At 72.4% G+C, this 22,342-nt stretch carries 16 protein-coding genes and 3 pseudogenes; 8 read left to right on the top strand and 11 right to left on the bottom strand.

Annotated features, from left to right (window positions below; all coding sequences use genetic code 11):
• A complete protein-coding gene (locus QUE51_RS09550) occupies positions 1-450 on the top strand; it encodes a signal peptidase I (protein ID WP_286276163.1) in 450 nt (149 codons plus the stop codon).
• A gap of 146 nt (positions 451-596) precedes the next feature.
• Here QUE51_RS09550 and QUE51_RS18065 read toward each other — a convergent pair.
• Positions 597-1,867: pseudogene (locus QUE51_RS18065) on the bottom strand (NAD(P)/FAD-dependent oxidoreductase).
• Between the two features lie 527 nt (positions 1,868-2,394).
• Here QUE51_RS18065 and QUE51_RS09535 point away from each other — a divergent pair.
• The 5 genes from QUE51_RS09535 (at position 2,395) to QUE51_RS09515 (ending at position 8,670) form a co-directional block, all read left to right on the top strand.
• Positions 2,395-5,145 (top strand): DUF4062 domain-containing protein, encoded by a 2,751-nt coding sequence (locus tag QUE51_RS09535; RefSeq protein WP_286279338.1) that lies wholly within the window; start codon positions 2,395-2,397, stop codon positions 5,143-5,145.
• Complete coding sequence (locus QUE51_RS09530) at positions 5,142-6,254, top strand: ATP-binding protein (protein WP_286276160.1); 1,113 nt, start codon at positions 5,142-5,144, stop codon at positions 6,252-6,254. The genes QUE51_RS09535 and QUE51_RS09530 overlap by 4 nt, the downstream gene beginning before the upstream one ends.
• Before the next feature lie 66 nt (positions 6,255-6,320).
• On the top strand, positions 6,321-7,535 hold the full coding sequence (locus QUE51_RS09525; RefSeq protein ID WP_286276159.1) for an ATP-binding protein: 1,215 nt from the start codon (positions 6,321-6,323) through the stop codon (positions 7,533-7,535).
• The gene (locus QUE51_RS09520) at positions 7,523-7,789 is read left to right on the top strand and encodes a hypothetical protein (protein ID WP_286276158.1); all 267 of its coding nucleotides are present in this window, start codon (positions 7,523-7,525) and stop codon (positions 7,787-7,789) included. Before QUE51_RS09525 ends, QUE51_RS09520 begins: the two co-directional genes overlap by 13 nt.
• Positions 7,786-8,670, top strand: a complete 885-nt coding sequence (locus tag QUE51_RS09515; protein ID WP_286276157.1) for a hypothetical protein — start codon at positions 7,786-7,788, stop codon at positions 8,668-8,670. Before QUE51_RS09520 ends, QUE51_RS09515 begins: the two co-directional genes overlap by 4 nt.
• A 36-nt stretch (positions 8,671-8,706) precedes the next feature.
• Here QUE51_RS09515 and QUE51_RS09510 read toward each other — a convergent pair whose 3' ends face one another.
• The 10 genes and pseudogenes from QUE51_RS09510 to QUE51_RS09470 form a co-directional block, all read right to left on the bottom strand.
• Positions 8,707-10,443 carry a 2-hydroxyacyl-CoA dehydratase gene (locus QUE51_RS09510; RefSeq protein WP_286276156.1) on the bottom strand — a complete coding sequence of 579 codons (1,737 nt, stop codon included), beginning with the start codon at positions 10,441-10,443 and terminating at the stop codon, positions 8,707-8,709.
• Positions 10,440-11,537, bottom strand: coding sequence for a 2-hydroxyacyl-CoA dehydratase family protein (locus tag QUE51_RS09505; protein WP_286276155.1), 1,098 nt, complete (start codon positions 11,535-11,537; stop codon positions 10,440-10,442). The genes QUE51_RS09510 and QUE51_RS09505 overlap by 4 nt, the downstream gene beginning before the upstream one ends.
• The gene (locus tag QUE51_RS09500) at positions 11,534-12,781 is read right to left on the bottom strand and encodes a CaiB/BaiF CoA transferase family protein (protein WP_286276154.1); all 1,248 of its coding nucleotides are present in this window, start codon (positions 12,779-12,781) and stop codon (positions 11,534-11,536) included. Before QUE51_RS09500 ends, QUE51_RS09505 begins: the two co-directional genes overlap by 4 nt.
• Complete coding sequence (locus QUE51_RS09495; RefSeq protein ID WP_286276153.1) at positions 12,778-13,467, bottom strand: CapA family protein; 690 nt, start codon at positions 13,465-13,467, stop codon at positions 12,778-12,780. The genes QUE51_RS09500 and QUE51_RS09495 overlap by 4 nt, the downstream gene beginning before the upstream one ends.
• Positions 13,468-13,567: 100 nt before the next feature.
• Positions 13,568-13,933 (bottom strand): annotated as a pseudogene (locus QUE51_RS18060) (CapA family protein); the annotation flags it as partial.
• Positions 13,930-14,781: an alpha/beta fold hydrolase gene (locus QUE51_RS09490; RefSeq protein WP_286276152.1), complete on the bottom strand. Its 852-nt coding sequence runs from the start codon at positions 14,779-14,781 to the stop codon at positions 13,930-13,932. The gene QUE51_RS09490 and the pseudogene QUE51_RS18060, both read right to left, overlap by 4 nt.
• Complete coding sequence (locus tag QUE51_RS09485; RefSeq protein WP_286276151.1) at positions 14,778-15,626, bottom strand: ATP-binding cassette domain-containing protein; 849 nt, start codon at positions 15,624-15,626, stop codon at positions 14,778-14,780. Before QUE51_RS09485 ends, QUE51_RS09490 begins: the two co-directional genes overlap by 4 nt.
• A gap of 100 nt (positions 15,627-15,726) precedes the next feature.
• A pseudogene (locus QUE51_RS18055) lies at positions 15,727-17,451 on the bottom strand (dipeptide/oligopeptide/nickel ABC transporter permease/ATP-binding protein); the annotation flags it as partial.
• Positions 17,452-17,602: 151 nt separating this feature from the next.
• Positions 17,603-18,544, bottom strand: coding sequence for an ABC transporter permease (locus QUE51_RS09475; RefSeq protein ID WP_286276149.1), 942 nt, complete (start codon positions 18,542-18,544; stop codon positions 17,603-17,605).
• A 186-nt stretch (positions 18,545-18,730) separates the two neighbouring features.
• Positions 18,731-20,323 (bottom strand): ABC transporter substrate-binding protein, encoded by a 1,593-nt coding sequence (locus QUE51_RS09470; protein WP_286276148.1) that lies wholly within the window; start codon positions 20,321-20,323, stop codon positions 18,731-18,733.
• A gap of 195 nt (positions 20,324-20,518) precedes the next feature.
• Here QUE51_RS09470 and QUE51_RS09465 point away from each other — a divergent pair, with 195 nt between their 5' ends.
• Together QUE51_RS09465 and QUE51_RS09460 are read left to right on the top strand one after the other, a co-directional pair.
• On the top strand, positions 20,519-21,835 hold the full coding sequence (locus tag QUE51_RS09465) for an alpha/beta hydrolase domain-containing protein (RefSeq protein ID WP_286276147.1): 1,317 nt from the start codon (positions 20,519-20,521) through the stop codon (positions 21,833-21,835).
• Positions 21,836-21,863: 28 nt separating this feature from the next.
• Positions 21,864-22,313, top strand: coding sequence for a GNAT family N-acetyltransferase (locus tag QUE51_RS09460; protein WP_286276146.1), 450 nt, complete (start codon positions 21,864-21,866; stop codon positions 22,311-22,313).
• Positions 22,314-22,342 lie beyond the last annotated feature (29 nt).

Genomic DNA, 22,342 nt, shown 5'->3' with positions numbered 1-22,342 from the left:
GTGCTGACCGGCTCGATGGAGCCGACACTGCCGCCGGGAACCCTCGTGGTGGTGCGCCCGACTCCCGTGCAGGACATCCGCCTCGGTGACGTCATCACGTACCAGATCAAGCCGGACAACCCCGCCGTCGTCTCGCACCGGGTGATCGAGGTGCACTCGATCTCGAACGGCACCAAGGAGTTCATCACCCAGGGCGACAACAACCAGGCCGCCGACGCGGCTCCGGTCACCGAGGCCCAGATCAAGGGCGTCATCTGGTACAGCGTGCCCTTCGTGGGCTGGGCCAGCATCGTCGTCGGCCAGTACAGCGGCTGGCTCGTGCCGATCGTCGCCATCGGGCTCCTCGCCTACGCCGGCGTCATGATCGGAAGCGCGGCCGTCTCCCGTGCCCGCAAGGCCCGGCGCCGTGCCGCCTCGGCCCAGGAGCCTGCTCTGCCGCTGGCCGACTGAGTCGGCCTGCGGGACTGCCTGCGTGCGGAAGGGTCCGGCCTCGCCGGTCAGCTCTTCGCGCCGGTGACGGCGAGGGCGCCGCCGAGGTGGCAGGTGATGCTCTTTCCCAGTCGAGGTGGCAGCAGCAAGTGCCACCTCGGCGGCCGTCAGCGGGCGCGCGTCGCCTGCTCGGCGAGCGCCGCGTGCACGGCGGAGACCACCGCGGATCCCTCACCGACGGCGTTGGCCACACGCTTCACCGAGCCGCGCCGCACATCCCCGATCGCGAAGAGCCCCGGTACGGACGACTCGAAGACGCCGGGACCGCGCTCGAGCGGCCAGGCATCCGGGGCCTCCTCCACGACCTCCGCACCGGTGAGGACGAAGCCCCACCGGTCCCGGCGCACGGCCGGATCCAGCCAGCCGGTGTGCGGCAGGGCGCCGATCGTGATAAAGACCGCATCGCTCCGCACCGTCTCCTCCTCCCCCGTGTCGCGGTGCCGCAGCACGATCGAGTCGAGCCGGCCGCCGGGGGTCGAGGAGCCGCCGCCGACGAGCTTCCGCCTCGTCAGGATGTGCACTCCCGCGGCGGCGAGCTCGTCGATCAGGTAGCGCGACATGCTCTCGGCGAGTCCCTCCCCCGCACGACGATCGACACGTCGGCTGCGTAGCGGGCGAGATGCAGCGCCGCCTGCCCTGCCGAGTTGCCGCCGCCGATCACGTGCACCGTGCGGCCCGCCTGACCGCGAGCCTCGACCGCGGACGCGCCGTAGAAGACGGACGCGCCGACGAAGGGACTGAGCGAGCCGAGGTCGAGTCGCCGGTAGGAGACTCCCGTGGCCAGCACCACGGTGCGGGCCCGCAGCTCCTCGCCGCCGTCCACGCGCAGGCGGAAGACGTCGCCGATCGTCATCCCCGTCACCTCCCTCGTCTGCGCGAAGCGGGCGCCGAACACCCACGCCTGCTGGTACGCGCGCTGAGCGAGCTCCGTCCCCGATACGCCGCGCGAGAATCCCAGGTAGTTGCGGATCAATGAGCTGGATCCGGCCTGCCCGCCGACCGCGTCGCGCTCCAGCACGAGGGTCGCCAGCCCCTCGGACGCGGCGTACACGGCGGCCGCGAGCCCGCCGGGCCCGGCACCGACGATCGCGACGTCCACCGGCTGCTCTGCAGGCAGCTCGGTCGACAGCCCGTAGGCGGCGAAGAGCTCCGTGTTCGTGGGGTCGCTGAGCACCCGCCCGTCGCCGAGCCGCACGAGCGGCACCCCGGCGTACTCCAGGTGCTCGGCCGCGAGGACCGCGCGCCCCGCCTCGGTGCTCGGATCGACGTAGCGCGAGGAGACGCCGCTGCGCGCGACCAGGGACCGCAGCTGGTGGGTCCGCGGCTGGGTGTCCTCCCCGACGAGCGTCAGGTCGCGGCGCCCGCCGACGGTGCGCATCCACTCGAGCAGGAACTCGATCACGGAGCGGTGGAAGGACTCGTCCGGCGACGGCCCCGGCCGCAGCACGTAGTACTCGATGAGCCCCTCGCCCATCGCGGCGAGCACCGTCCGCGTGACGTCGGGATCCGCCCAGCCGCCCCACTCGATCAGCCGGCCCCGTCGCCCCTCGGGGAACAGCCGCCGCGCTGCCGCGAAGACGGACGTCGGCGACGACCCGGGCTGCGGGTCGTCGGCGAGCAGCAGCGCCAGCCGCTCCCCCTTGGCGGCCAGCTCGCGAAGCCGATCCGCCGCCTCCGGAGTGGCCACCGAGAGGATCCGGTAGTCGGCCGCGTAGCGCCGCTCCAGCTCGCGCAGCACGTCTGCGCGCATCCCCTCGGAGACGCCTGCGACCAGGATCGCGGGCCGCGTCTCTTCGCCGGATGCCATGCCGCCTCCCCGAACAGGTGCGCGCTTCGGACGACGCCGCTACTGTACTCGCAACGCGTGTCCCCGACCACGGTAGGAACGGGTGAGGCCAATGTGCGCTGGACGCTGTCCCGGTACGGCGAAGGGCAGTCCGCCGTGGATCCGCATGGCCTGACGCCCCCTTCGGTCATCCGCACGCCGGACCAGAGGCTCCGGATCTTCGTCAGCTCCACGCTGAAGGAGCTCGCCGCCGAGCGCAAGGTCGCCAGGGCGGCGATCGAGCGCCTGATGGCGGCGCCCGTCATGTTCGAGCTCGGCGCCCGGCCGCACCCCCGCGCGCGCTCTACCGTGCGTATCTCGAGCAGAGCGACATCTTCGTGGGCCTCTATTGGGAGCGCTACGGGTGGGTCGCACCCGACGAGACCGTCTCCGGGCTCGAGGACGAGTACAACCTGGCGCCGCCCGACATGCCCCGCCTCATCTACATCAAGGAGACCGAGGGGGCGCGCGAGCCACGGCTCACCGAGCTCCTCGACCGCATCCGCACCGACGACCGCGCGTCCTTCAAGTACTTCACCGAGCCGGCCGAGCTCGGCGAGCTGCTCGTGGGCGACCTCGCGGTGCTGCTGGCGGAGCGCTTCGACGAGAGCCGATCCACCCCGCCGGCGCCCGCGCCGCCGTCGGAGGATCAGCTCCCGCCGCAGGCTCCGCCGCCGAAGCCGGTCAGCGCGCTGCCCTCGCCCCTCACCCAGCTGTTCGGGCGGGAGGAGGAGGGCCGCGACATCGTGGCCCGCCTGCGCGACCCGGACGTCCGGCTCCTGACCCTGACCGGCCCCGGCGGGATCGGCAAGACGCGGCTCGCGATCGACGTCGGCCGCCGGCTGGAGGACGACTTCCCGGACGGCGTCACCTTCGTGCCCCTCGCGCCGGTCGAGAACCCGGGCCAGGTGCCGAGCGCGATCGCGCAGGTGCTCGGCGTTCGCGACACCGGCGACCTGCCGATCGAGCGCAAGCTCGTGACCGCCCTCCGCGACCGCCGGGCGCTCCTCGTGCTCGACAACTTCGAGCACGTGCTGCCCGCCGCCGACCTCGTCACGACGCTCCTCGAGGGGGCGCCCGCGCTCAAGCTGCTCGTGACGAGCCGGGCCATGCTGCGGCTCTCCGGCGAGCACGCCGTCGAGGTCAGCCCGCTCGAGCTGCCTCCCGCTCGCACCGGACCGTGGCGGCCCGACGCGCCCGTGCCGGCGTCCGTCGCGCTCTTCGTGGAGCGCGCCCGCTCGGTGAAGCCCGACTTCGAGCTGACCCCGGAGAACGCCGACGCAGTCGAGCGGATCAGCACCCGGCTGGAGGGCGTGCCGCTCGCCATCGAGCTCGCCGCGGCGCGCATCCGGCTCCTGTCCCCCGCCACCCTCCTCGACCGCCTTGACCGCAGGCTCGCCCTGCTCGTCGGCGGCCAGCGGAACCTGCCGCCACGTCAGCAGGCCGTGCGCAGCACGATCGAGTGGAGCACCCGGCTGCTCGGCTCCCGCGAGCGGAACCTGCTCTGGCAGCTCGGCGGCTTCGCGGGCCGGTTCTCGCTGGAGGCCGCGGAGGCAGTGACGGACGTGTCCGGCGAGGTGCTGTCGCTGCTGGAGGCGCTCGTCGACACCAGCCTGCTCCGCCAGCAGGATCGCGGCGGGCGCACCTACTTCACGCTCCTCGCGACCGTGCGCGAGTACGCGCTCGAGAAGCTCGAGGAGCAGGGGCTCGTCGAGAAGTTCCGCAACCGGCACATGCGGTACTTCGTCGACTGGGGCCGGCGCATGGGAGTCGACCTCATCGGCCGGCAGCAGCGCGAGCGCGTGCAGTCCCTTCATGAGGAGCGGGACAACCTGCGCGCCGCCGTCCGCCACCTGCTCGAGGTCCGCGACTCCGCCACCACGTCCGAGTTCGCGTGGGCGCTGCTGCCCTACTGGTGGATCGGCGGCCTGCTCGGCGAGGTGCACGGGTGGATGGACGAGCTCCTCGACGGCGGCGACCCGCTGTCGCCCCGCACCCGCGCGGTCGCCCTCTACTACACGGGCGCGATCGGCTACTGGCAGGAGTCGGCCGAATCGATCCTGCCCAACCTCGCGGAGAGCGTCGAGCTCTTCCGCGGCCTCGGCGCCGGGGCGGACGAGGGGATCGCCCTCATCTCGCTCGGCCTCGCACAGGTGACCGGTCCGCAGCCGGACATCCCGGCCGCGGTCGCGTCGCTCGAGCGCAGCCTCGACCTCCTGCAGGAGGCTGGCCACCTCTGGGGCGCCGGGCTCGCGCAGATCGCGTTCGGGCGCGTGGAGCTGCTGCGGAAGGACCCGCGCAGCGCTCTCACGCACTTCCAGGCTGCGCTCCGCCTCGCAGAGCAGCAGCAGGACGCCCTCGCCCTCACCCTCGCGCTCGACCACGTCGGCGTCGGCGAGCTCCTGGTCGGCAGCGTGGACGAGGCGTGCACCGACATGAAGCGCGGGCTGCAGGTGTCTGTCGGCCTCCACCACGACGAGTTCATGGCGCTCGGCCTCGAGGGCTTCATCGGGGTCGCCGCCGTCCGCGGCGACGTCGAGCGCGCGGGTCTGCTGACGGGCGCGGCACGAGCGCTGCGTGAGCGCGCCGGCATGTTCAATCCGACCGAGTACGCCTTCGCTGACCGGTTCGTGCGGGAGATCCGCTCGGGCAGGGATTCCGGCGCGTTCGAGCGGAGCTATGAGGAGGGCCGCCGGCTCAGCCCGACGGACGCGGTCGACGTCGCGCTCGGACTCGTGCCGGCAACGCCGCCTTCCGCGGTGGCCGAGGCTGCCGTGCCGGCCGGGTCAGCAGCCCCGGCAGCCTCTCCGTCCCCCACCGGGGCCTCGTGAACGCCGCGAGTCCGGGCGGCGCCCGATCGATCATCCGCACACCGGATCAGCGGCTCCGCGTCTTCGTCAGCTCCACGCTCAAGGAGCTGGCCGCGGAGCGCGCCGTGGTTCGGACCGCCATCGAGCGGCTGGCGGCCGCGCCCGTGATGTTCGAGCTCGGCGCGCGCCCGCACCCGCCTCGGAGCCTCTACCGGGCCTACCTCGAGCAGAGCGACATCTTCGTGGGCCTCTACTGGGAGCGCTACGGCTGGGTCGCGCCGGACGAGGAGGTGTCCGGCCTCGAGGACGAGTACAACCTGGTGCCGGAGGACATGCCGCGCCTCGTCTACATCAAGGAGACCACCGGAACGCGGGAGCCCCGGCTGAACGCCCTCCTCGATCGGATCCGCAACGACGATCGCGCGTCCTTCAAGTACTTCCGGGACCCGGCGGAGCTCGGCGACCTGCTCGTCGCCGACCTTGCGGTGCTGCTGGCCGAGCGCTTCGAGGAGAGCCGGTCGCGCGAAGCGGCGCAGCACGACCCGGTGGAGCCGGCCCCGGACCTCCCTCGCGCGACGCTCCCCGCCCCGCTCACCCAGCTGCTCGGCCGGGAGCGGGAGGTGGAGCATGTGCTCCAGCTGATCCGGTCGGACGGCGCGCGGCTCGTGACGCTCACCGGTCCCGGCGGGATCGGCAAGAGCCGTCTCGCCATCGAGGTCGCGCACCGGATGGCGACGGACTACCCCGACGGAGTCACCTTCATCCCCCTCGCGCCCGTGGACACCGCGGCACTGGTCCCGAGCGCCGTCGCCCAGGCGCTCGGGGTCCGCGACACCGGCGACCTGCCGCTCGAGCAGAAGCTCGTCACCGCGCTGCGCGATCGCAACGCGCTCGTGGTGCTCGACAACTTCGAGCAGGTGCTGGCCGCCGCCCCGCTCGTCACCGCGCTGCTCGAGGGAGCACCGCGCCTCACGGTGCTCGTGACCAGCCGCACGCTGCTCCGCGTCGCCGGCGAGCGGAGCGTCGAGGTGCTCCCGCTGGGCCTGCCGAACCCCCGATCGGCTCCCTGGAGACCGGGCGTGCGACCCTCCCCGCCGTCGCGCTCTTCGTCGAGCGCGCGCGGTCCGTGAAGCCGGACTTCGAGCTGACCGCCGCCAACGTGGAGGCGGTCGAGGGCATCAGCCAGCGTCTGGAGGGTGCCGCTCGCCATCGAGCTCGCGGCTGCGCGCGTCCGGCTCCTCACCCCGGCCACGCTGCTCGACCGGCTCGACCGCCAGCTGGCCCTGCTCGTCGGCGGGCAGCGCAGCCTCCCGCCGCGGCAACAGGCGGTCCGCAGCACGATCGACTGGAGCACCCGGCTGCTCGATGCGCCCGAGCGCGACCTGCTCTGGAGGCTCGGCATCTTCGCTGGCCGGTTCTCGCTCGAGGCCGTGGAGGCTCTCGCCGGCGACTCCGCTGGAGACGTGCTGATGCTGCTGGAGGCGCTCGTCGACTCCAGCCTCGTCCGCCAGCAGGACCGGAGCGGCCGCACCTACTTCGCGCTCCTCGCGACCGTGCGCGAATACGCACTCGAGAAGCTCGACGCGGCCGGCCTCCTCGGCGAAGTGCGCGACCTGCACACCCGCTACTTCACCGAGCTGGCGCGCCATGCGGCGCGCGACCTCGCCGGGCCGCGCCAGGCGGAGTGCGTCGCCGAGCTCGCCGACGAGCGCGACAACCTCCGGGCCACCGCGCGGCACCTCCTGGACATCCACGACTGGGAGGCGGCCGCCGACTTCTCCTGGTGCCTCTACACCTACTGGTGGCTGGGCGGGCTGCTCGGGGAGGTGCGGGGCTGGATGGACGAGCTCCTCGCCGCCGAGGCGCCGCTCAGCGACCGCACCCGCGCCATCGCGCTGTACTTCACCTGCGCGATCGGCTTCTGGCAGGAGCCGGCGCCGCAGATCGTGCCGGGGCTCACCGAGAGCGCCGAGCTGTTCCGCCGGGTGGGCTCCCCGTCGGAGGAGGCGCTCACGCTGATCTCGCTGGCGCTCGCCCATCTCACCGGCGCCGCACCGGACGTGCCGGCTGCGGCCGCCGCCCTCGACCGCAGCCTGCAGCTGTTCCGCCAGGCGGGCGACCAGTGGGGGAAGGCATGGCCCTGGTCTCGCGCGGACGGCTCTCCCTGCTCGCCCAGGACTCGGATGCCGCGCTCGCCGACTTCGCCGCAGCGGACCGGCTCGCCGAAGGGCGGCAGGACGGCCTCGGCATCAGCATCGCGCTCAACCACCTGGGCTGGGCGCAGCTGCTGCGCGGGGACCTCCCGGCCGCGGCGGCCACGCACGAGCGCGCGCTGCGGCTGTCGCTCGAGGTCGGCCACGACGACGGCGTCGCCTACGGCCTGGAGGGGTTCATCGGGGTGGCTGCGCTGAGCGGCGACGTCGAGCGGGCCGGACGCCTGCTCGGCGCGGCGCAGACGCTCCGCGAGCGGGTCGGCCTGTTCAACCCCTCGGCATTCGCCTTCCACTCGCAGCTCGTCGGGTCGCTGCGCAGCGGACCGGGCGCCGAGCTCTTCGAGCACGGCTACACCGAGGGACGAGGCCTCACGCCCCAGGACGCGGTGGAGGAGGCCCTCGCGCTCACGCGGGAGCGTCCGGTGGCGGTCGGCGCGCAGGAGCAGTCATGAGCGGCGCCGAACCGGGCACCCGCACCGCATCACGCCCGCTTCGTCCGGTCTGGCGCGCCGACGGCGCCGATCGCATCGGGCGCTACACCCGCTGGCTGGCCATCGGAGTCGTCCCGTTCCTCCTCGCGGCGAGCGGCATCCTCTACCTGTTCCCCGGCAAAACGGAGCAGCTGTTCGCGTGGACGATCGAGCCGCCGCTCACCGCGATGCTGCTGGGCTCCGCCTACGTCGGGGGCATCTGGTTCTTCACCCAGGTCGCGCTGCAGGACCGGTGGCACCACGTGAAGTACGGCTTCCCGGCCGTGCTCGTGTTCGCGACGCTGCTCGGGCTCGCGACCTTCCTGCACTGGGACCGGTTCCACTTCGGCCACATCTCCTTCGTGACCTGGGTGACCCTTTACGTGACGACGCCCTTCCTGACCCTCGGCGCGCTCGCCCTCAACTGGCGGGCGGACGACGGGCGGGCGGCGCGCAACGACTGGCGCATCCCGCGGTGGTCCCGGCTGCTGCTGGCCCTTGTGGGCGCCGCATCGCTCCTGACCGGGCTCGCCCTCTTCGCCGCCCCTCAGCTGCTGATCCCGCAGTGGGGCTGGACGCTCACGCCGCTCACGGCCCGGATCCTCGGCGGCGTGCTCACGCTGCCCGGCGTCGTCAACCTCTGGCTGCTCGCCGACGACCGCTGGAGCGCCTTCCGGACGATGTTCCAGGCTCAGCTCGTGAGCCTGGTGTTCCTCTGCGGCGCACTCGCCCTGGCGGGCGGCGGAGCGCTGGACTGGTCACGGCCCGTCGCTCCCGCCTTCGTCGCCCTGATCTGCGGATCGCTCATCGGCTACGCGGCCTTCTACGCCTGGTGCGAGTGGGGGCGACGCCGGGCAGGGTGAGGCCAGCCGACCACCGGTGTCCCACCGTGCGGCGCGCTAGTGCGGCCAGCCTCCGCCGAGAGAGAACCGGCAGTACTGCAGGGTCCTCCGGAGGCGCTCGACGTCGGTCTCCGAGAGCGCCGACACCATCTGCTCCTCGATCCAGTCCACCGCGGGGCGCAGCCGATCGAGCAGCGCCAGCCCGGCCGGGGTCACCGAGAGGAGGAGATGCCGGTGGTGCGCCGGGTCGACGCGCCGGGAGATCAGCTCGCGCTCCTCGAGCTCGGCGGTCACCGTCGCCATCGACTGCGCGCGGACGAAGGAGTTCTTGGCCAGCTCCGCCGAGGTGAGGCCGGGGCGCCGTTCGAGCACCGTCATGGCGGTGTACTGCACGACGGTCAGGCCGACCCCGCGCGTCTCCGCCTCGAGCCGGGCACGGATGGCGAGCTCCACCTGCTTGATGAGGTACAGCAGCGTCACGCCGCCCGCGGCGCCATCCCGCTGACCATCGGCGGGGCGCCGCGCAGGCTCGGACCCGCCGGCCGGCACGGCCCGCACGCCTACGACGCGAGGGTCGACACGAAGCGCGCCATCGCACCCTCGACCGCCGCCGGATCGAGGGTCCGCGGATCCGCGTTGCTGGCGCGGATCTCCAGCACGGGCACCCCCGCCTCCTCCAGAGCCTGGGTGATGAAGGCCGCACCGGGGACGTCGTCGGCGACGAGGTGCACCACGCCGTCCACGCCGTGACCCCTGGCCTCCTTGACGTACCACTGCGGCGCGAGCGGGCGCGTAGAGGAGGTCGGTGATGCCCACGAAGCGCGCCGCCAGGGCCTCGATCGGGTCGTCGCCGTACCGGATGTACCCGTCGGCCGCGATCGCGAGGTACATCGACCACACGAACACCGCCCCGAACTCGTCCTCGAAGCGCCGATAGACCGAGGTGTCGCCCCAGAGCCCGCGGCCGACCCACATGAGGCGCAGACGCTCGTCCTGAGCGACCGACGCACCCGAGGACACGAGTCCAGCCACCTCGTCGCGCAGGGCGCCGGCGGCATCCCGCCCCCACTCGCTGCCCCGGTGCCACTGCGGGATCATGACGGCCGGGATCGTGTCGGAGACACGGACCGGCGTGGGCCGGGCGGCGGCGATCAGGTCCCGCGTCTGGCGATTGAGCTCCTCCTGCTCGTTGATGAGGTCCATGACCTCGACCAGGCGGGCCGGCTCGAAGGTGCGGCCCGTGCGCTCCTCGAGGAACTCGATGAGAAGGCGGTTCTCGGCCGCCATCAGCTCGATCCGCTCCCGGCCGAACACGTGCTCCCATCGGCGCGGCGCCAGCTCCCACCAGGGACCCGACGGCGTCACGGCGGCCGTGCGCTCGTAGGGGAAGAACTCGGTCTCGGAATCGTCGGTCCAGGCCTCGAAGACCTTGCCGGTCGCGTCGCCGCTCAGCTCGGCGATGACGAAGCGCGGCTTGGGCAGCCCGCCCCACGGCGCGGCATCGGCGCTCAGGCTCCGGGAGCCGAGCGCGAGGACGTCGTACTGGCGACTGTCGTCGGGGTAGCCGCTCCGGGCGACCGCTTCGAGGCTGTCGCCTGCGACCTGCTTCGCGGTCACGATGGACGCCCACCACTGATTGACGACGTACGGGATGCCCATGGCGCGGAGGATCTCCTGCGGGGCGTCCGCGTTGACGAGGGCGAAGTCCTCACCGCCCGCTGTCGCCTCCCTCAGCTGCGTGAACCATGCCCGCTGGTAGGCGAGCGCCGCCGACGCGGACGCGAGCCGGGTCACGACGCGGCCCGCAACGACTCGACCGCGGCGGCGAGAGCGGCAGGGTCGCCGGCTTCCGCACCGCGGACCTGCACGGCCGGGACCCCGGCGTGCGCCTTCTGGTGGCGCCAGTCCCACAGGGGCGCCTCGTCATGACTGCGCACGATGCTGAGGAGCGCTCGAGCACCCGAGGCGCGGATGCCCTCGCCCGTCGCCTGCGCCCGCGCGGCCATCGACGAGGAGGCCGACGCCGGTGCACCACGGAGGCGGGACAGCGCGAGGTCCTCGAGGACGCCGTCACGGTCGGGCCGGATGCGCTCCGGCAGGAGATCGGACAGGATCGGATCGCCCCAGTCGTGATCCTCCCCCACGACGACGGCGCCGGTTCCCTCGAGGATGCGATACACGCTGTCGCCGATCGGCGCGCTGCCCGTGACGAAGAGCTCGAGTCGCCGCTCGGGGGACGCAGTTGGGCGGGCCGCGGTCAGCAGGGCGACCGTCTCGGCGGGGGCCTGTCCGGCCGCGACCGCATAGCTGTGGAGCATCGTGACGCCGGACACGGCCGCCGGAGCACGCCGCGCGGCGCGGAGGCCCGCGAGCACGCGCCGCACCCGGGCATGCTCGGCGAGGGAGGCCTCGAGGCTGCCGGTCGTGATGCCGGCGCCGGTCCACTCCTCCAGGCGGTCCCACAGAGCCGACAGCTGCGTCACGTTGTAGCGGAGGGTGCTGGGGCGATCGAGGTGCACCTGGTCGACGAGGTGCACCGGGATCCGAATCCTGCCCCGCCGGTGCAGCTCCTGCAGCGTGTAGAAGAGGCGCACCGACGCCTCGGAGTCGTGGGTGAGCAGGAGCGCGCGGAGGAAGTCGAGCGAGCCGGACAGCACCGCCGTGAGGACGACCGCCGCCGCCCGATCCACCGCACGCCCGAGGATCGCCCACGCCTCGTCCGACTCCTCGCCCGCGAGGCTGAGCCGGAACGGCTGCGCGCCGGCGGCCGTGATCAGCATGGCCGGCACATCGCGGCCGACGATCCCGATCACCGGGCGGCCCGCCGCGGCGGCGGCCTCGGCGGCCGAGCAGAGGCCGGCGTACGCCCGGGCGAGATCGTCCGTCACAGGGCCCCGGCCTCCTCGAGCGCCGCCAGCTCCTCGTCGCCGTAGCCCAGGAACTCACCGAGCACGGATTCCGTGTGCTCCCCCAGCCAGGGCGCCGGCCGGTCGAGCGACGTGCTGCTGCCGGACAGGATGATCGGCACGCCGGAGCCGAAGAGCTCGGGCGCGATGCCGAACACGGGGTGGCGCAGCGGCTCCACCTCCCCGCGGCTGAGGACCAGGGGGTCACGCACCGCCTCGCCGGTGTCGCGCACGGGCGCGGCGGGGACCCCGTTCTCCTCGAGCCGGCGGACGGCCTCGGCGACCGTGAGGTGCTGAGCCCAGCCGGCGATCATCGCGTGCAGCTCGTCGGCGTGGTGCACGCGGTTGTCGCGGCGGGCGAACCGGGGGTCGTCCGCGAGCTCCGGAGTGCCGAGGGCCGCCATGACGCCGGCGCTGAACGCGTCGGTGGGACCGCAGAGCGCGAACCAGCCGTCCTCCGTCGCGAACACCCCGAAGGGCGCGAGGCGCGGAACGTAGGAGCCGGTGCGCAGGGGCATCCCGATCTTCTCGAACGCGTCGAACGGCTCGCAGGCGACGAGCGAGGTGAGGGCGCCGAGCATCGACACGTCGACGTGCTGGCCCTCCCCCGTCCGCTCACTCTCGAGCACGGCGGCGAGCACGCCGATGACGGCGAAGAGGGGCGCGACCAGGTCGGCGATCGGCAGCCCGAACCGCACGGGCGCGTCGCCGGGGCTCCCCGCTGTGACCATAGTGCCGCTCAGCGCCTGCACGATCGTGTCCATCGCCTTGCCGCTGCCCGGAGCCCCCTGCGCGCCGTAGCCGCTGATCGATGCGTAGACGAGACGGGGGTTCAGCTCGTGCGCGACCGGGTAGTCGATCCCCAGCCGGTTGGTGACGCCCGCCGTGAAGTTCTCCACGAGGATGTCCGCCTTCCCGATGAGCTCGTGCAGAACCCGTCGCCCCTCCGGCGTCTTGAGGTTGAGGGTGATGCTCTCCTTGTTGCGGCCCCGGAGCATCATCGACACCGACATGTCACTATCGCTCGTGCGGCGTGCCTGGAGGCCGTTCTCGCTGTAGTACGGCGAGTTGTTGCGCGACGAGTCTCCGCCCAGCTGAGGGTTCTCGACCTTGATGACGCGGGCGCCGAGCCCGGCGAGCAGCAGGGTCGCGTACGGCCCCGACAGCGCGGTGGTGAGGTCGAGGACGGTCTTCCCGGCCAATGGCCGGTCGGCGGCGTCGTTCATGGGCGTTCTCCTTGTTCCGGTGCGGGACGGACCCGCACGATGTCGCCTTCCCAGGCGAAGTCGGTGTCGAAGCCCTCCTGTGCGGAGATGCTCCGGATGTAGTCGGCGACGGCGCGCCCGCGCTCGTCGTTGCCATGCGGTCCGGGCCTGCCGCCCTCGTCGATCCAGCACGGGATGAACCCGAAGCGGGCCTCGCCGTCCTGGTCGACGTCGAGCACCGCGATGGCGGTGTTGCGGCTCTCGGGATGGAAGGGGTACCAGGACGGCATGGCCGGGTCGGTGTCGAAGCCGAACAGGCGCCTGCGCCGCTCGGCCCAGCGCCGCTGCTCCTCGATGCCGGCGGAGGCCGGCGTCAGGGCATCCGTCACGGTCACGAAGTTGCCGAGCCCGTGGAACACGGCCCGGCCGCGGTACAGCTCGACCCCGCGGAGGATGTGCGCGTGATGCGCGACCACCATCGTCGCTCCCGCGTCGATCGCCGCATGGGCGACCTCCGTCTCGTAGGCGGCGAGCTCCGCAGGCGTGTGGACGAGGCCCTTGTGCAGCGCCACGACCAGCACGTCGGCTGCGGCCGCGGCGTCCGCGACCCGGCGGCGGAGCTCGGCGAGGAGGCCGGTTCCGCGAAGGTGTGCACCGACGGCGGTCCCCCGGGTTCGCCCCGATCGCCTCGTAGTGGGACTGCACATGGACATAGGCGACCCCGGGGCGCCGGCTGGTGGCCCAGCCGTCGGCCGGGCCCACGCAGTTGAAGGACAGCACGGCGACACGGAGGCCGCCCACGACCGTGACGACGGGCGCCGTGGCCGCGGACAGATCCGCGCCCGCCCCGGTCGTCACGAGGCCGGCCTCGGATGCTGCGGCGAGCGTCTCCGCGATGCCCTCCCCGCCGGCGTCCGCCATGTGATTGCCCGCGAGGGTCAGCACGTCGAAGCCGGCGCGCGCGATCGCGGCGAGGTGCGCGGGGTCGGCGGGCGGCGCCGGGACATCGCCGGTCGCGACGACCGTCGTCGTGGCGTGCGGCACCTCGAGCTGGCCGATCGTGAGGTCGGCCTTGCGGAGCGTGGCGGCGGCGAGCGTGAAGAACCGGTCCGGATCCGGGCGGTCGACGATGAGGTCGCCGACCGCGGCGATCCGGATGGATCCCGCCGTCATGCGCGCATCGGCGGCTCCGCGACGCCGTGCAGCTCGTCGACGAAGAGCCGCACCTCGCGCGCGAGCCGCTCGGGCGACTCCTCGCCCATCATGTGCCCCTCGTCCTCGAACAGGACGGCCTTCGCACCGCGCACGTTGACCGCCGCACGCAGGGCCGCCTCCGGCGAGATGACCCCGTCGCGCATCGCAGCGAGGATGAGCACCGGCAGGCGGATGCCGCGGTACACCTCGGCCAGCTCCTCGTCCGTCTTGGCGTCGGGGAAGGGCTTGCCCTGGTTGATCTCCGCCTCGTCCTGCGGGCGCGCGGCCGTCTCGGCCGCCGCCGCCGCGAAGCGCTCCTTCCGGGACGCGATGCGCTCAGGATCGTCGGTCCAGCCCGCGAGATGCTCGAGGATCGCCGTCACGGCGGCGGGGTCCTTCCGCTGCTCGATGAACCGGCGGCGACCCGCAGAGGACTCGGTGCCGCCGGCGCGATCGTGGGGCGTGCCGACGACGGAGATCAGCGCCTTGAGCCGCTCGGGGTGCCTGCGGGCGATGTGCCAGCCGATGCCGCCGCCGTGCGAGATGCCCGTGTAGAGGAAGCGCTCCGCGCCGATGCGGTCGGCGAAGGCACACACGTCGTCGGCCCACTGGTCGAGCCAGCCGATCTCGGGCGGCGAGGAGGGGTGGGTGGAGCGCCCGAAGCCGCGGGCCTGGATGGTGTACACGTGATACGAGGTCGGCGGCGCGGCGAGGATCTCCGGGTAGGCGCCGCGGGCGAAGCCCATCGCGGAGGACAGCACGATCTCGTCGCCCGAGCCGAACTCCTCGTACCAGAGCTCGCCGTCGCCGATGTCCATGAGCGTCATGCCTGCCTCGCTTCTGTTCGGGTGAGCCGGCGCGCCTCCCGGCGCAGCCGCTGCTCGACCGGGTCGGGCACGGGCGCGGCGTCGAGCAGCGCCCGGGTGTAGGGATCGGTGGGGTTCTCGTACACCTCGGCCGCAGCGCCCTGCTCGACGACGCGGCCGCCGCGGAGGACGACGATCGAGGACGAGATGTGCCGGACGACCGAGAGGTCGTGGGAGATGAAGAGCAGGCTGAGTCCCAGGTCCCGCTGCAGTTCGACGAGGAGGTTGAGCACCTCCGCCTGGACGGAGAGGTCCAGTGCGCTGACCGGCTCGTCGCACACGATGAGCCGCGGCGACAGCATGAGCGAGCGCGCGATCGCGATGCGCTGGCGCTGACCGCCCGAGAACTGCGCCGGGTACCGCTGCGCCGAGTCTGCTCCGAGTCCCACGCGCTGGAGGAGCATCGCCGACCGCTCCGCGACCTGCTCGCGGGTCATCCGGTGGTCCCGCGGCGCGATGAGGCAGGGCTCGGCCAGCGTGTAGCCGATCGTCTTGCTCGGGTCGAGCGAGCTGTAGGGGTCCTGGAACACGACCTGGCGCCGGGCCCCGAGCGTGCGCCGCTCGCGCGCCGGAAGCTTCGAGATGTCGCGGCCCTCGAAGACGACGCGTCCGCCCGCGATGGGCAGCATCCCGAGGACGGCCATGCCGGTCGTGGTCTTGCCGGATCCCGACTCCCCGACGAGCCCGAGCGTCGTCCCCGCGGGGATGGCGAAGCTCACGCCGTCGACGGCGCGCTTGCGCTTGCGTCCGGTGCCGTGGTCGACGACCAGGTCCTGGACCTCGAGGATCGGCGCGGTGTCGCTCATGCCTGCTCCCGTACGAGTTCGTCGATGCGGATGCAGCGGCTGGCGCGATCCGAGTCCAGGTGCACCATGGGGATGGGCGCGCGCCGACACGCGTCCGTCGCGAGGGGGCAGCGGGGGCGAAGTGGCAGCCGACGGGCCACTGGGTCGGCGAGGGGACCGCGCCGCCGATGGTCGGCAGAGGCTCGCCCGGTACCGCCGCGTGCGGGTTCGACCGGAGGAGCGCCGCGGTGTAGGGGTGCCGGGGCGCGGCGAAGACCTCGGCGACGGTCGCTCGCTCGACCACCTCACCGGCGTACATGACGATCGAGCGGCTGCAGAGATCGGCGACCACGCCCCAGTCGTGGCTGACCAGGATGATCGCCATGCCGGTCTGCTCCTGCAGCGCGCGCAGGAGGTCGAGGATCTCGGCCTGGACCGTGACGTCGAGCGCGGTGGTGGGCTCGTCGGCGATGAGGAGCTCGGGGCGCCCGGCCAGGGCCATGGCGATCGCCACGCGCTGCGCCATGCCGCCCGAAATCTCGTGGGGGTACCGCCGGGCGACGGCGGGGTCGAGCGTAACGGCCTGCAGGAGCTCCCGGGCGCGGGCCTGCGCGTCCCGGCGGCTGATCCGCTCGTGCGCGCGCACCGCCTCGGCGATCTGCGATCCCACCCGGAAGGACGGGTCGAGCGAGACCATCGGCTCCTGGGAGATCATCGCGATCCGCGCGCCCCGCACGTCCCGGAGCCGCGCGTTCGACATGCCGACCAGCTCCTGATCGCCCAGCCGGATGGATCCCGCGGTGATCCGGCCGTTCTCGCCGAGGAGCCCGAGGAGCGCGAGCGCGGTGACCGTCTTCCCGCTGCCCGATTCGCCCACGAGCCCCACGACCTCGCCCGGGAGGACGTCGAAGTCGACGCGCTGGACCACGGTCGTCTCGGAGCCGCGGGCACCGAATCCGACGGTCAGCCCGCGCACCGAGAGCAGGGCGCCCGGCCGCGGCTCGCCGAGGTCGGTCCCCGCGGCGCTCAGCTCGGGGCCGGATACGACCGCCTGCTGCCCGGCCGGGCGGGCGGAGAGAGCGGCTCGGGTGAAGCGCTCCTGGTTAGCGTCGCGCAGTGCGTCGCCGAGGAGGCACAGCGCCAGCGTCGTGACGGCGATGATGCCGCCGGACGGGACGAGCAGCCACGGGTCGGACTGGATGAGGGTGGCGGCCTCGGCCACCATTCCTCCCCACGTGGGCGCGGGCGGCGGAGGCCCGAAGGCGAGGAACGCGAGGCCGGTCTGGATGCCGAGGGTCGCCGCCGAGAAGAGCGTGACCTGCACGAGCAGCACGCCGCGGAGCTGAGGCAGCACGTGGTGCGCCATGATCCGGAGCTGGCCCAGGCCGGCGACGCGTGCGGCCCCGATGTAGAGCTCGGTGCGCACCGCGAGCGCCGCGCTGCGGAACACGCGGATGAACGCTCCGCTGGCGAGGACGCCGACGCTGATCATCGCGACGAACATGCTGTTGTTGAAGATCGCGAGCACCGCGAGCGTGATGATCGTGCCCGGGATCGAGAGCAGGATGTCGACCACCCGGAGGATGATGCGGTCGAACATGCCCCCGAGGTAGCCGGCGAGGATGCCCAGCGGGATCGCGAGGATCAGCATGGAGACGACCGCGACGAGCACACCGCTCAGCGACTCCTGCCCGCCGAAGAGCAGCCGGCTCAGCACATCGCGGCCGAGGGAGTCGGTGCCGAGGATGTGCGCGCCGGTGGGTCCCTGGCGGACGATGCGGAGGCTCTGCTCGAGCGGGTCGTAGGGGGCGAGCAGCGGGGCCGCGAAGGACGCCCCGATGATCACCAGGAGCACGATCGCCGAGACCAGGCCGAGGGGCTTTCTCAGCACGCGGCGGAAGAGCCCGGCGGACAGCGCCTTCGTCCTCGTGCGGGCGGTCGCGATCGAGCCGGTCGAGGAGAGACGGCCGGGATGGCGCCGGTCTTCGGAGAGCCGGTCATCGGACACGCACCTTCGGGTTCAGCGCGCCGTACAGCAGGTCGATCGCGAGGTTGACGATGATGACGAAGAGGGTGAAGAAGACGCCGACGCCCAGCACGACGGGCAGGTCGTGCGACGTGGTCGCCTGGGTGACCAGGGTGCCGAGGCCGGGCAGCACGAACACGTTCTCGACGAAGACCGCTCCCGTGAGTGCTCCGACGACGGTGAGGCCGACGACCGTGAGCGACGGCAGCGCGGCGTTGCGGAGCACGTGCTTGAAGACGATCGAGCTCTCCCGGACGCCGGTCGCGCGGAGCACGCGGATGTAGTCGCGGGCGAGCACGTCGAGGGCTGAGTCGCGCATCTGCTTGGCGACGATGGTGACGCCGCCGAGCGAGAGCGCCGCCACGGGCAGGATCAGGGAGAGCAGCCACCGTCCGGGGTCGTCGGTGAGGACCGTGTAGCCGGTCGCCGGGAAGATGCGGATCGTGACGGCGAAGAGCGCGACCAGCACGATCGCGACCCAGTAGCTCGGGAGCGCGAGGCCGACGAGGGAGACCGCGTCGAGGAGCTTGCCGAGCACTCCGCCGCGGACGGCACTGAGCAGCCCGAGCGTGGCTCCGAGCACCGCGATGACGAGGGTCGACAGCAGGATCAGGGACAGGGTGACCTGGAGGCGGGACAGGATCAGTGCCACGACCGGGTCGCCCGTGAACACGGACTGGCCGAAGTCGCCGCGCAGCACGCCCGCGAACCAGGTGCCGTACTGCGACAGGAGCGGCTCGTTGAGCCCTAGCTGCTGCCGCAGCCGCTCGATCGAGTCCGGCGTCGCGTTCGCGCCGAGGATCGTGCGCGCCGGGTCGCCCGGAACCAGCGACATCAGGAAGAAGATCGCGAGCGACGAGATGACGACCAGGACGACCGACAGCAGGAGTCGGTTGACGATGAGTCGGACCATGGGGTGGGAGGCTCCAAGGAGGGGGCCCGGCCGGCTCTGGCCGGACCCCTCGGTTGCTGGGTGGGACTGCGCTCTTCGGATCGCGTGGCCGGTACTGCGCCACGCGGGATCACGGGAGGGCTTCGCCGCCACGACCGGCAGTGGCCGGGACTTGCGCCACTGCCGGTAGTGGAGGAACTGCGACCGCTACTTGGTGCGCTTCCAGGCGTACTTCGCGTCGGGCGCCTGCGGCAGCGGGTTCGGGTTGAGCGCGGACGCCGTGACGCCCGTGATGTTCTTGCCCACCGCGTACACATTGTCGGTCGAGAGGACGGGCGCGAACCACGCCTCCTCGTTGGCGGCCTTCGTGATGTCCTCGTAGGCGGAGGTCCGCGCAGAGGCGCTCGTCTCCGACTGGGCCTTCTCGTACAGCGCGGAGAGCTTCTCGTTCGTGTTGCCGAACGGGTTGGTGACGCCGGGCTGGATGAAGTTCGAGACCACCTGGGCCGAGTTCGCGCCGACGACCGGCCAGATGACGGCCGGGTACTGCTTGCTCAGCGACGCCTGGATGAAGTCGGGCACCGAGTTCTTGACGACGAGGTTGACCTTGATGCCGATCTTGCCGAGGTCGCCGGCGATCGCCTGCGAGATCGTCGTCTGGCCGTCGAGGATGTTCTCCGTCAGGACGTCGAGGCTGAACCCGTCCGGGTAGCCGCCCTCGGCGAGGAGCGACTTGGCCTTCTTGACGTCGTACTCGAAGCCGAAGCCGTCGACGTAGCCGTCGGTGCCCTCAGCCCCCATCTGGCCGTTGGCGTGGGTGAAGTCCGCGCCGATCGCGCTCGCGAGCGCCTCCCGGTCGATGGCCAGGGCCATCGCCTGGCGCACCTCGGCGCTCTTGAGTGCCGGGTTGAGCGTGCCCTGCGTGTCCGCGACCGTGAGGCCCCAGGTGAAGAAGGGCGCCTTCACGAGCTTGAGGCCGGAGGCCTCAACGGTGGCCGCGGTCGTCGGGTTGACGCCCGCGAAGTCGACCTGCCCGGTCGTGATGGCGGACGACACGGCGCTCGGGTCACCGATCACCTTCACGACGACCTTGTCGAACTGCTGCGCGTCCGGGTTGAAGTAGTCCTTGTTCTTGACGTAGGTGTATGAGGAGCCCGTCACCGAGTCGCTGGCCGAGTACGCGTACTGGCCGGTGCCGTCCGACTCCGTGAGGAGCGACTCCGGGTCGGCGATCCCCTCGGGTCCGATGATCTGCCCGACGCTCCAGTACTGCGTGAGGTAGGCGGGCCCGTCCGGGTACGCGGACTTGTAGTTGATGACGACGGTGTCGTCGGAGGGCGCCTCGATCGTGTCGACGGGGCCCGCGTAGCGCGTGCCCCCGCCGCCGGCCTTGAGGAAGTACTCGAGGGAGGCCTTGACGGCTGCGGCGTCCATCGTGGCGCCGTCGGTGAAGGTGACGCCCTTCCGCAGGGTCAGGGTCAGCTTCTTGTTGTCGTCCGACAGCTTCCAGTCGGTCGCGAGGTCGGGGATGAGGGTGCCGTCGCCCGTCTGCCAGATCAGGGAGTCGTAGGGCAGCGACGTGAAGATGGCGCTGCCGCCCGAGCCGCCGAGGGCCGGGTTGAGGCTGATCGGGACGCCGGCGAACTGCGTGGTGAGGGTGCCGCCGGTCGTGGTCGCCCCGGAGGTGCTCCCACCTCCCGAGGACGGCGCGGACGAGCAGGCGGAGACTCCGCCGAGCACCGCGATGGCGGCGATGGCGGTGGCCAGCAGCTTCCGGGAGGGGCTGTGACGTGCAGACATGATGCTCCTTTGCAAATGTTGCTGCTGCGGTGACGCAGGACCTGCGCCGCGGCGAAAGTATCAGCTAACCTGACATTGCCACAATAGGTTCCCAGAGCCCTGGAAGGTGACCGCAGTGTCGCGATCTGATCCTCGAATCTCCCCTCCGCGGACGAGAGCCGGCCCTTCGGCGCGTCGTGGCTGCCCGAGCTGCGGATGGGCGTCGACCTCGTAGCGGCAGGCTACGTCGAGGAGGAGCACGTGCTCGACGGCGTGGCGACGGTGTGGCGCCATGACGAGAACGGTGCCCGGGTCGCCGCACGGCGGGACGTGCCGTTCCGCACCCGCGTCCTCGTCCGCCGCCCCGCGGATCACGCGGCCGCATCCGGCCTCGTGCAGGTCGAGCCGCTGCACCCCGACCTCGACTCCGCCCTCGTGTGGAACGCGATCCACCCCTGGCTGATCCGCGGCGGACACGCCTGGATGGGCGTGACGGTGTTCCCGCACATCGCCGAGCTGCTGCGGGAGACGATCGATCCGCGGCGCTATGCCGGGATCAACATCCCCGCCGCGGGCCAGGAGTACGACATTCTCGGCGCCGCCGTGAGCGCCCTCGTCGGCGGCGAGTTCGGGACGGCGCCCGAGCGGGTGATCCTGTCCGGCATGTCGGCCACCGGCAGCTTCTGCCGCGTGGTTCTGCAGGACGGCTTCGCCGCCGACTGGACCCGTCCGGACGGCCGCCCCCTCCTCGACGGCATCGTGATCGGGATCTCCTCGGGCGGCGCGGGTGCCGCCGGGTATCCGCCCCTCTCCCCCGGCGACGCGGAGATCGCGGCCGACGACCCCAGGCGCACGATCGCGGCACGACGCACGATCGCGTTCGAGGTGCTCAGCGAGACGGAGGCGGAGACGCACGAGCACGTCACCCGGGCCGACTCCGACGGCTCGGACGACCGGTACCGCCTGTACGAGATCGCCGGGACCGCCCACATCGAGGCGCGCCCGAGCGTGCTCACCAATCAGCAGCAGCACGAGCGGCGAGGTGGAGGGCGGCCCGCCTTCGACACCACCGAGCAGCGCGGGGACGGCCGCTTCGATCTCTACCTCCGCGGCGCGTTCGAGGTTCTGCACCGCTGGCTCGCCGATGGCGTCGTGCCGCCGCGTGCGGAGCGGTTCGCCCACCGGCCGGGAACGGAGTCGCTCGAGCGTGATGCCGACGGCAACGTGCTCGGCGGGGTCCGGCCTCCGTGGATCCGCGTGCCGACCGCGGTCTACGCCCCGCACAGCACGGCGTCGGACGAGTGCGAGCCGCCGCCCGAGTGGATGCCGTTCAGCCGGCCGGACATGCTGGCACGCCTGGTCGGCAGTCGTCGGCCGTTCCCGCTGGCCGAGCTCCGGAAGCGCTACGCCACGCGCGCGGACTATCTCGACCGCTTCGCGGAGGCGGTGCGCGCGGAGGTGGGGTTCGGCCTCCTTCTGCCCGAGGACGCGGACGAGCTGCTCCGGGAGGCGCCGCTGCGCTGGCGCGGGTGACGGGCAGCCCCGTCGATACGCTTCTTGCATGGTCACGATCGCGCCCGTCACTCCAGCAGACCGCGGAGAGTGGCTCGCCCTGTGGGACGGCTACCTGGAGTTCTACGAGACGACGCTCGACGCCCGGACGACGGCGGCCACCTTCGACCGTCTCGTCGACCCCGGCTCGGGCATCCACGGGGTGCTGGCGAGAGACGACGAGGGGACGGCGGTCGGACTCGTCCACTGGCTGACCCATCCGGCCACGTGGACGACCACGAGCTACTGCTACCTGGAGGACCTCTTCGTCTCCCCGTCCGCCCGCGGCGGCGGGGTCGGCCGCGCGCTGATCGCCCACGTCACCGAGTGGGCTGCGGGAAGCGGCGCGTCCAAGGTCTACTGGCTCACGGCGGAGTCGAACGCGACGGCGCGCGCGCTCTACGACCGCGTCGCCACGAACAGCGGAATGGTGCAGTACCAGATCCCGCTCGGCGGCTGACGGTCTCGCCCTAGGGCCGCCTCCCGATC

This window comes from Naasia aerilata, assembly GCF_030296595.1.
GTDB classification, from domain to species: domain Bacteria; phylum Actinomycetota; class Actinomycetes; order Actinomycetales; family Microbacteriaceae; genus Naasia; species Naasia aerilata.
This window is presented reverse-complemented; position numbering and strand designations above follow the sequence as displayed.